The sequence below is a fragment of the Alphaproteobacteria bacterium genome (genome assembly GCA_018667735.1).
Lineage (GTDB): Bacteria > Pseudomonadota > Alphaproteobacteria > Rickettsiales > JABIRX01 > JABIRX01.
In genome coordinates this window covers 21,077-29,978 of sequence record JABIRX010000064.1, presented here as the reverse complement: position 1 = coordinate 29,978, position 8,902 = coordinate 21,077, and the positions used below count along the sequence as shown (strand labels likewise).

13 protein-coding genes and 1 pseudogene are annotated in these 8,902 nt (G+C 30.5%); 9 read left to right on the top strand and 5 right to left on the bottom strand.

Annotated elements, in window-relative coordinates:
• Positions 1–368 precede the first annotated feature (368 nt).
• Entirely contained in the window at positions 369–914 is a 546-nt protein-coding gene (locus HOH73_06710; GenBank protein MBT5828544.1) for a recombinase family protein, read from the top strand.
• 192 nt (positions 915–1,106) lie between these two features.
• Here the strand turns inward: HOH73_06710 and HOH73_06705 are convergent, their stop codons facing one another.
• The gene (locus HOH73_06705) at positions 1,107–1,364 is read right to left on the bottom strand and encodes a Txe/YoeB family addiction module toxin (protein ID MBT5828543.1); all 258 of its coding nucleotides are present in this window, start codon (positions 1,362–1,364) and stop codon (positions 1,107–1,109) included.
• A 1-nt stretch (position 1,365) separates the two neighbouring features.
• Entirely contained in the window at positions 1,366–1,608 is a 243-nt protein-coding gene (locus HOH73_06700) for a type II toxin-antitoxin system Phd/YefM family antitoxin (GenBank protein MBT5828542.1), read from the bottom strand.
• Between the two features lie 584 nt (positions 1,609–2,192).
• Between HOH73_06700 and HOH73_06695 the strand changes: the two genes are divergently transcribed.
• Both HOH73_06695 and HOH73_06690 read left to right on the top strand, forming a co-directional pair.
• Positions 2,193–2,444 carry a hypothetical protein gene (locus tag HOH73_06695; GenBank protein MBT5828541.1) on the top strand — a complete coding sequence of 84 codons (252 nt, stop codon included), beginning with the start codon at positions 2,193–2,195 and terminating at the stop codon, positions 2,442–2,444.
• Entirely contained in the window at positions 2,445–2,720 is a 276-nt protein-coding gene (locus HOH73_06690) for a type II toxin-antitoxin system RelE/ParE family toxin (GenBank protein ID MBT5828540.1), read from the top strand.
• A gap of 326 nt (positions 2,721–3,046) precedes the next feature.
• Here HOH73_06690 and HOH73_06685 read toward each other — a convergent pair whose 3' ends face one another.
• The 3 genes from HOH73_06685 to HOH73_06675 are packed head-to-tail and all read right to left on the bottom strand — an operon-like array spanning position 3,047 to position 4,098.
• Entirely contained in the window at positions 3,047–3,397 is a 351-nt protein-coding gene (locus tag HOH73_06685; protein ID MBT5828539.1) for a diacylglycerol kinase, read from the bottom strand.
• A gap of 24 nt (positions 3,398–3,421) precedes the next feature.
• On the bottom strand, positions 3,422–3,847 hold the full coding sequence (locus HOH73_06680; GenBank protein ID MBT5828538.1) for a hypothetical protein: 426 nt from the start codon (positions 3,845–3,847) through the stop codon (positions 3,422–3,424).
• Positions 3,844–4,098 carry a hypothetical protein gene (locus tag HOH73_06675; GenBank protein ID MBT5828537.1) on the bottom strand — a complete coding sequence of 85 codons (255 nt, stop codon included), beginning with the start codon at positions 4,096–4,098 and terminating at the stop codon, positions 3,844–3,846. Before HOH73_06675 ends, HOH73_06680 begins: the two co-directional genes overlap by 4 nt.
• Before the next feature lie 144 nt (positions 4,099–4,242).
• Here HOH73_06675 and HOH73_06670 point away from each other — a divergent pair, with 144 nt between their 5' ends.
• The 6 genes and pseudogenes from HOH73_06670 (at position 4,243) to HOH73_06645 (ending at position 8,790) form a co-directional block, all read left to right on the top strand.
• Positions 4,243–4,830 (top strand): TetR/AcrR family transcriptional regulator, encoded by a 588-nt coding sequence (locus tag HOH73_06670; GenBank protein MBT5828536.1) that lies wholly within the window; start codon positions 4,243–4,245, stop codon positions 4,828–4,830.
• An 83-nt stretch (positions 4,831–4,913) separates the two neighbouring features.
• Positions 4,914–6,365, top strand: a complete 1,452-nt coding sequence (locus HOH73_06665) for a hypothetical protein (GenBank protein MBT5828535.1) — start codon at positions 4,914–4,916, stop codon at positions 6,363–6,365.
• 39 nt (positions 6,366–6,404) lie between these two features.
• Positions 6,405–6,779, top strand: coding sequence for a hypothetical protein (locus HOH73_06660; GenBank protein MBT5828534.1), 375 nt, complete (start codon positions 6,405–6,407; stop codon positions 6,777–6,779).
• Entirely contained in the window at positions 6,748–6,957 is a 210-nt protein-coding gene (locus HOH73_06655; protein ID MBT5828533.1) for a hypothetical protein, read from the top strand. The genes HOH73_06660 and HOH73_06655 overlap by 32 nt, the downstream gene beginning before the upstream one ends.
• A gap of 340 nt (positions 6,958–7,297) precedes the next feature.
• A complete protein-coding gene (locus HOH73_06650) occupies positions 7,298–7,567 on the top strand; it encodes a transcriptional regulator (GenBank protein ID MBT5828532.1) in 270 nt (89 codons plus the stop codon).
• A pseudogene (locus HOH73_06645) lies at positions 7,564–8,790 on the top strand (type II toxin-antitoxin system HipA family toxin). Before HOH73_06650 ends, HOH73_06645 begins: the two are co-directional and overlap by 4 nt.
• Positions 8,791–8,902 lie beyond the last annotated feature (112 nt).

Genomic DNA, 8,902 nt, shown 5'->3' with positions numbered 1-8,902 from the left:
GTTAAGCTCATAATACCCTAAAATAATAGTTATGCTGCTTATTATAACATAATTTTTAGGTCTATGCAAATATTTAGTTGGTATAAAAAGCTTTTCTTGCTAAAATATTACTTTATTTGTTTTTATAAGTAATAAAGCTTGGTTCTTTTATTATATGTTAATCCTTAACCATTTAATCGATCCAATATATTTTTTTGGTTAGTTTTTTTGATTTCTTTATTAAAGGTAATGGGTATCTTAAACTATACTATTTGAGACTATCCAAAATCATGTCTCAATTAATGTCTCATTAGTTGATTATTAAATACTTTAAGATATTATGAGACATAATTATTGCTTATTAAGAAAAATATTTAAAAATATTAAAAATGTCTAAAGTAGGATATGCAAGAGTAAGTTCTGTAGGTCAAAGTTTATCTATACAATTAGATAAATTAAATAATTGTGATAAGATATTCAAAGAGAAGAGATCAGCTACTACAGATCAAAGACCAAAACTACAAGAATGTTTAGAATATGTAAGGGAAGGGGATAGCTTAGTAATTACCAGACTTAATCGCTTGGCACGCTCAACTCTTCATTTATGTCAAATAGCAGAAATATTAAAGAGTAAGAAGGTAGCATTACAAGTATTAGATCAAAATATAGATACAAATGATGCTACAGGCAGACTGTTATTTAACATGTTAGGTGCAATATCTCAATTTGAAACTGAGATAAGATCAGAAAGACAAATGGATGGAATTAAAAAAGCCTTAGCCAATGGCGTAAGCTTTGGTAAAAAGAAGAAGTTAGAAACCGCACAAATAATATTATTAAAACAAGAAAGAGAGCAGGGGGTTAAAATTAAAGATTTAATGAAGAAATATAATTTGTCTAAAGCTAGTATTTATAGGTATTTGAATGAGGGGTGAATTTTTGCTGTGAAGAGTTAGGTTAAAAGAAAAAATCATCTTCAAAAGGAACAGAGCAAATCGTAGTTCTTGTTCGTTTTCTATATCTAAAACTTAGTTTAATCAACAACTCGTTTTTTCCACTATCATTTAAAACTAGACCAAATCTTATTGTTCTTAATTCTCTATCTTTTTTGACTAAGTTTATTTTTCTCACTCATAATGAGTCCACATTCTCATTACTTTTATAGCTTTTTCTTTTTTGTAAACCATATAAACTAAACGATGCTGTATATTAATTCTTCTAGAGTAACAACCCTGTAAATCACCTACTAATTTTTCGTATGGAAAAGCAAAAGGATTTTCAGATATTGTAGCAAGTAATAATTCTGCTTTCTTTTTTAAGCCAGATTTAGCAATTTTTAATGAGTCTTTTTGCGCTTGCTTAGTAAAATATAATTTCCAACACATTCTACCAATCTAGTTTTTTATCACAATCTTCTAGTTTTGTTTCCATTCCTTCCTTGATAGATTTTCTCATACCTGGTATTGCCAGCAAACTAAGTGTTTCTTGCATTGCATTATAATCTTCTTCACTAATCATAACTACATTGTTTTTCTTTCCTGTAATTATTGCTGGATTATGTGTTGTTGACACTTCTGACATAAGCTTAAAAAAATTTTGCCTTGCTGTTGTTGAGTTATAAATATTCATAATTTTAATAAATTAATATTAACAATGACTGCTATTGTACACAATAATGTACGTATTATCAAGCAATAAAACTATTTTTGTTTTTCATCTTTAAACATAGCAAGAAATTAGTTTAAAAAAAGAAGATATTATTTTTTCTTAATTCTTCACATGCTTCCAAGTACCGAAATTAACAATTGCTCTTTAATCATTCTAGCCTTTTAAAGATTATATTCAAAACCAAAATAAGCCAAACTAATTTGACTTTCATCTCTCATCTAAAGCAATAGAGTCTTCAGTCAAAATGAAGATAATTTAATCAAACATCTTTTTAAGGTCTTTCCTCCCTCTTTTTCAAGGGTTCGTCGTTTCACTCCCAAATTATTACTTTTTTCTCTCTGGCTATGCCATTCACTCGCTAAAACAAAAAAGCAAAAATTTGCCCTTGCAAAATTCACCCTCCTTAACATTCACCATTGGACAGAAGCTATATAAAGTTTGTTTATACTTTATTTATAATATTATTGTGAGAAATAAAAAACTTGTATTATACAGGTACTCATATTATAATATAAGTATAAATAACCATTTATACAGGTTTTATTATGAGTATTTCAAAAATGACCATTGATATTCCATCTGATTTTAAAAATCAGGTAAAAGCAAATGCCGCAATAGTAGGAAAAAAAATGAAAGACTATGTTTTAGAAGCTTTAGAAGAAAAGATGCAAAGAGAAGCAAAACTTGAAGATCAGTATTTGGGTGAACTTGCTCTAAAAGCAGAAAAAGAGGGCTACATAGGAGTTGAAGAATCAGAAAAATTGTTGCAGGAAATCACTCGACAAGATAATCATTAAATGCTGCAAATAGAATTATCATCCTATAGCAAGAAATTTATTAAAAAAAATAAAACCTCTAATTTTGTCCTTGTTAAGAAATTAGTATCAATAATAAAGGATTTAGCGACAAATCCCTTGCCAAGTGGCTGTAAAAAACTAACTGGATACCCATTTTATAGAATCAGACTAGGCAAGTACCGTGTTGTTTATAGATATGATGAAAAGATTCTTTATGTTACTATAATTGAAAAAAGAGATAAGGTTTATCAGGCTCTACCTAAAACATCTACTTAGAAACTTCTAACTTAGTTTAGAAGCCTAACTCTACATGCTAGATCAACCTTTGAATACATAGTTACAAGCTTTTGTAATTCAACAAATCTAAATAATTTAAGCAAACATCTTTTTAAGGTCTTTCCTCCCTCTTTTTCAAGGGTTCGTCGTTTCACTCCCGAATTATTACTTTTTTCTCTCTGGCTACGCCATTTGCTCACTAAAACAAAAAAGTAAATATTTGCCCTTGCAAAATTCACCCTCCTTAACATTCGCCATTGGGCAGAAGGTATATGCAATTTGCATAAACCATATTTATTAATTTTTTTGCTCTTGTCTGGATAAAGTTACACAAATAATCTGTAAATCAATATTATTACCCAAGTAAAAAAGCTATTAAGAATTGCTAACAAGACTACACTGCTACCTATATCTTTAGCATGTTTAGATAAAGGATGTTTTTCTTTAGAGATTCGATTGATAGAAACTTCTATTGCAGTATTAATTAGCTCTGCAATAAGTATTAAAACTAAGCTGTTAATCATTAGTATTTTTGCTATTATAGAAACATCTAATATTATTGCTGTTGGCATTAGAATAGCACAAATAGCTAGTTCCTCTCTAAAAGCCTTTTCTGATTGAATAGTAAATTTTATTCCATCTAATGAATAAAGTAATGCTTGGTAAACTCTTTTCATATTATTAACCTATAATTTATGATGTTAAAAAAGTTCATGTATATACATAGAATGTGGGAAAATAAAAACATGGACAAATAACCATATTGCAGAAAGTGTTCTAGCGGGATGAATCGTCATAGGGAAATTAAGACCTATGAAATAACCAATTAGCATCATTAGTGGGTCACTAATTAACCGATTGGACCAGTGCTCAATACCATTTAGCCAGAATTCTACTTGTGACCCTAATAATCCTAACTCTAAATATATTTCAATTGATTCCCATAGATAGGCTAGAAATAAAATAGCTATTATATCTATTCGCACTAATGTTTTAGGTGATAGAGAGTTATGATATTTATAATTAATAAATGAAACCATGGCTCCTATAGAAATCCCAGATAAAATATGCTCTATTGACCATAAATCAAGAAAAGCTGTGGTTTTGTTTCCAAATAATTCTATCATTTACTATCTCTTTGTTGGTTAAATATTTGAGGAAGTTGCTTAACGGACTTATTTTGTTTAACAATGTTACTATTCAGTGGCTCTATTGCATTGATAATATTAGTCAAACTTTGTTTAATCTGAGTCATATAATGAAGCAATTCTTCTGTATTTTTTACTTTGCTTAATAAAGCATAGTTTGAAGCTAGGTAAGATAAAGATTTTTCTAAATCAGACAGGTTAGAGGTGATATTATTATATTTTTTTTGCATAATTAAACCTTAATATGTTGAGCAACGCTCAATTAGTATGATGAAAGCTTCTCAGTGTCAATAAAAAAGTTGAGCATAGATCAATTGTTTTGATTTTTTTGTTTATCTGGTATATGAATGTATGATAACTAAATAGGTAATATTATGGGTAAAAAAGGCGAATTAATAAAGCAAAGATGTATTAATGCAGCATTAGATATTATAGACAGTGACGGTGTTGAAAAATTAACAATTAGAAATATTCTGAGCAAGACTAGTTTACTTAACGGTTCATTATATAAACAATTTAAGAATCTTGATGAAATTATTTATCATGTGAATAGCTATACTTTAAGACAAATAAAATCTTTATTAGAAGATTCTATTTCTAAAGGTGAAAACGCTGACATGTCAAAAGATAAGGTACTTTGCATTATAGCATCAGAGTTTATAAAATTTGCTGAGCATAAGAATGATTATTGGCGGTTATTATTTGAAAAGGAAATGATGAATAATAATGATGTGCCTACCTGGGTACTGAAGGAAGTAGGAGATGTATTTATAGTATTAGTAGATTATTTAGCTGATGAAGATGGTGACATCGAAAAGGCAAAATCATTTGTTGCTATATTATGGTCATCTTTATGTGGTCTTGTAAATTTATCTCATAAAGGTAAATTACAAATGGTTACCAATAAAGACCCTAAAGAGTTGGTTGATATTCTTATAATGCAAATTTACCCTTCTGTATGATTAAAGCTTTAATAAAAATTACATTGTTGTTCTCTACGATTTGCTTGCTGAGTTGTACTGGTAGATTTGATGTTGTTCAAAAGATGAGCATTACTCAAGAAACCTCTAACGCAGATGTGTTAGAAATTCAGTTAGTCCGGATCAAGATGCAAGAGGTTATTAAGTATATTAAGAATCATCCTGATCTTTTTATGAAAAATAGTAAGGACAATATTATTTTTTATAGGAAAGATAAGTTGGAAATTTGGCAAACATGGAAATTGTTTTTAGATCAAGTAAGAAGGCTTGATATTATAGGATCAGAAAGTGATTATGCTTATAAACATTCTGTAGGTGAGTTAAAGAGAAAAACTTTCATTATATCTTTTGCAAGCTTTTTAGCTCAATATCGTAATTCAATGGAGATTATTAAAGAGATAGATAAAAATGATTCTTTGCATAAGATATTAAATGAGGGAGCCCCAGAACTAAACCTTGAGAAAGATACTTATGCTAAATTAAAGCTTAGATTCCTTAATTTGACGCGAGCATCTGAGTTTGTAAGATTGCAAATAGCTTATCGGTTTTATAAATCGAATGAGAGCTTGTTACGTAAGCAAATAAAAAATGATTCTAGCTGGTTGTATAAGGCTGGTAAGTACGATGGACCAAAAGATACATTAAAGAATGCCTTAAAAATTATTCAAGATGCTACAGTTACAGCCTGGTATCCAGTCAAGTCTCGAGCATTATTATTGGGTAAAACAAAAGTATGGAGGCATAATAAATATTTAATTACAGATGAACAAATAGAGGAGTTAGATAAAAAGTTGCAACCTGGAGATATTCTGCTTGAGAGAAGGGAGTGGCACTTATCTAACCTAGGGTTACCTGGTTTTTGGCCTCATGCAGCCCTTTATATAGGTACAGTAGAAGATAGGGAGAGTTATTTTAGAGATAAAGAGGTTATTGAGTGGGTCAAGTCTCAGGGGCAACAAGATGGTAATTTTTTGGAGTTATTAAAGAAAAGATATCCTAAACAATATAACCAAAGCTTAGAAGAATATTTCGGTCATGAGGTGCAAGTCGTAGAATCTATTGCCCCTGGGGTTATTTTTACATCGCTTCATTATTCTGCCAATGCAGATTCTGTAGCGGTATTAAGACCAAATATTTCTAAACTATCAAAGGCTAAGGCGATTCTAAATAGTTTTCATTATGTTGGTCGTCCTTATGATTATGATTTTGATTTTGAAAGTGATGATAAGTTAGTTTGCTCAGAATTAATTTATAAATCTTATCAAGATCACAATGAGGGTTTTTCTTTTCCTATTGTAACAGTTCTTGGAAAAAAGGTGCTTCCTCCTAATGAGATTGCTAAAGTGTTTTCACAAGAGTTTTTTAACAGGGAGAAAAGTTTTAGCTTCGTGGCTTTTATTGATGGTAATGAATTTAAGCAGAAATCATATTTTGCAAATGAGATGGAATTTAAAGATTCGTGGAAAAGACCAAAATGGCATGTTATGTTAGATAACTCAGATGATGTTGAGAATTAAGAAATGACGTTTTTTAGATTATTAATAGCTACAGTGTGTATGGTATCATTTTCCTATAATTGTAATGCTAAAAATATTATCAAGCCTTTCACAACGGATGGTTGTAGTAGCTTTCCCAATGGTACAATTGCTGAGAAAGAGTTGTGGATGCATTGCTGTACAAGACACGATAAGTCATATTGGCAGGGAGGAGTATATGAGGAGCGAGTTGTAGCAGATAATGCTTTAAAAGAATGTGTAGAAAAAGTAGGGAATGGGAGGGTTGCCCAGTTGATGTTGCTTGGTGTTCGTGTTGGTGGTACCCCATATTTACCAACTAAATTTCGCTGGGGGTACGGATGGCCATATGTAAGAGGATATAAAAAGCTTTCTAAAGAAGAGAGTGATATGGTTAAAGTATTATTATCTCAATAGAATTTTAGATTGGTTTTTTAATTTAGAATATGAAAAGAAAAACAGGTTACTTAAAGGCGACCATAGCAAATCAATTAAAGATTTAAGGGCAATTAAAAAGGAAGTAGAAAAAGCAAGTAATGAAAATTACGAGAAAGTTGCTAATGGTGCTATTTTGCATTTAAAAAAAACAGGGTGAGATGATATTGAAGAAACAAACAGTATTAAAGTAAGTCCAAAGAGATTTAATATTAGTTAATTATACTTCAAGTATAATACTTGAAGTATAAAGAAGAGATGCAGTGAGACAGAAGTTTAGTCAGCGGTTCGTGTCATTAACTTTATTTAAATGTTAGATTTTTTGAAACAAAGTTACAGTACATCACGTCCTATTGCAATTTTTACCTTGATGCTTTTAAACATTATTAATGTTCAAAATTTCTAAAATTGACAAAACTCTATCATTGTAGCACCATTATAGTATTAATTAAATGCTATAATAATGTTACTTACGACTGTAAAAAAAAACTCAAGAACAAATTGCCATTAATTCACGCTTGCAAAGGCTTAACATGAATTTAACCCAACAAGGCTTGTCAGAGCGATCTGGAGTTCCTTTGGCTACATTAAGAAAATTTGAACAAAAAAGCATAATCTCATTAGAGTCGTTTTTAAAGCTGCAAATGGTATTAAGTGGTTTAGAAAAGATCGTTAAGTCTATCGAAAAAAATGAAATTGCATTTTCTTCGATAGATGAAGTATTGAAGGCTGATGCAAAACAAGAGCGAAAGAGAGGAAAGAGGAAATGAAAAATTTAATTAGAGAAGTCAAAGTCAGTTTAAATTTTGGTCAAGCAATCATCCCAGTTGGTCGTCTTGCTTTAAACAAGAGACAAATATACTTCCAATATGAAGAGTCGTTCTTAAAATTGAATCTTAACATTTAGCCATTTCACTTACCTTTACAACCAACTATCTTTAAGTTTGATCCTAATTTGTTCGAAGGACTTTGCGGCGTTTTTAATGATAGTCTTCCAGATGGTTGGGGACGTTTGCTATTTGATCGTTTCACACGCTCGAATGTCATGCTGATTTCCGAAATAACACCTTTAGATCGTTTAACATATATTGGTACTAATGCTCTTGGTGCTTTAATTTTTGAACCTGACCAAGGCATTAATGAAAAACATCTTAATGTTAATTTGGATATTTTGGCTCGACAATCTAAACAAGTATTAAATGGTGGATCTGATGAGGTTTTAAAAGAACTTTTGGCTTTTAATGGCTCATCTGCTGGTGCAAGACCAAAAGCCCTAGTTGCAATCAGCAATGATTTAAAAAAGATAATCTATGGTATTAATGAAATTACAGATAATTACCAACCTTGGATTGTCAAATTTAGCAATAATCAAGATGGATATGATGCAGGAGAAATAGAATATGTCTATGGATTAATGGCTAAAAATGCTGGTATTTTAATGCCTGATATTCATTTGTTTGAATCAAAGAATAGCCCAGGTTATTTTGCCATAAAACGTTTAGATAGAAGTAATCTTCAACGGTTTCATACTCATACAGCATGTGGATTGTTACATTCAGACTTTAGGTTGCCATCCCTTGATTACCAAGATTTAATTGCCTTAACTACTAATCTCACAAAAGATATGGGTGAGATTGAAAAATTGTTTCGATTAGCTGTGTTTAATGTAATGTCCCATAATCGTGATGATCATTCAAAAAATTTCAGTTTTTTAATGGATAAAACAGGAGAGTGGAAAGTTTCACCAGCATATGATTTGACATTTTCCTTTGGGCCACGAGGAGAACAAAGTAACATGGTAATGGGCGAAGGAAAAAACCCTACAATTGATCATCTGATTAAATTAGGTGAAGATTCTAAAATACCTAAAGAAAAAGTTGATAATATAATAGACAAAACAAGAGCTGCTCTTTCTCAATGTAAAGTTTTAGCTGAAAATCAAGGTGTCTTTAAACAGAATATCAGATTAATCAATCAACGAATTAATGCTTAAATTTAGCTTTGCCGATATATCTCTAATAGCTTGTATGGCAAGAGCTACTCTTTATGAAACCAGATGAGATAGAAGTTCAGTCAAGAAAGTTTACTTAAATCACAATTTCTTC

Excerpts from the sequence above, each read along its gene's own strand:
- HOH73_06675 (MBT5828537.1), bottom strand. The coding sequence starts at position 4,098 with ATGCAAAAAAAATATAATAATATCACCTCTAACCTGTCTGATTTAGAA.
- HOH73_06710 (MBT5828544.1), top strand. The coding sequence starts at position 369 with ATGTCTAAAGTAGGATATGCAAGAGTAAGTTCTGTAGGTCAAAGTTTA.
- HOH73_06670 (MBT5828536.1), top strand. The coding sequence starts at position 4,243 with ATGGGTAAAAAAGGCGAATTAATAAAGCAAAGATGTATTAATGCAGCA.
- HOH73_06690 (MBT5828540.1), top strand. The coding sequence starts at position 2,445 with ATGCTGCAAATAGAATTATCATCCTATAGCAAGAAATTTATTAAAAAA.
- HOH73_06685 (MBT5828539.1), bottom strand. The coding sequence starts at position 3,397 with ATGAAAAGAGTTTACCAAGCATTACTTTATTCATTAGATGGAATAAAA.
- HOH73_06665 (MBT5828535.1), top strand. The coding sequence starts at position 4,914 with ATGAGCATTACTCAAGAAACCTCTAACGCAGATGTGTTAGAAATTCAG.
- HOH73_06705 (MBT5828543.1), bottom strand. The coding sequence starts at position 1,364 with ATGTGTTGGAAATTATATTTTACTAAGCAAGCGCAAAAAGACTCATTA.
- HOH73_06695 (MBT5828541.1), top strand. The coding sequence starts at position 2,193 with ATGAGTATTTCAAAAATGACCATTGATATTCCATCTGATTTTAAAAAT.
- HOH73_06680 (MBT5828538.1), bottom strand. The coding sequence starts at position 3,847 with ATGATAGAATTATTTGGAAACAAAACCACAGCTTTTCTTGATTTATGG.
- HOH73_06660 (MBT5828534.1), top strand. The coding sequence starts at position 6,405 with ATGGTATCATTTTCCTATAATTGTAATGCTAAAAATATTATCAAGCCT.
- HOH73_06700 (MBT5828542.1), bottom strand. The coding sequence starts at position 1,608 with ATGAATATTTATAACTCAACAACAGCAAGGCAAAATTTTTTTAAGCTT.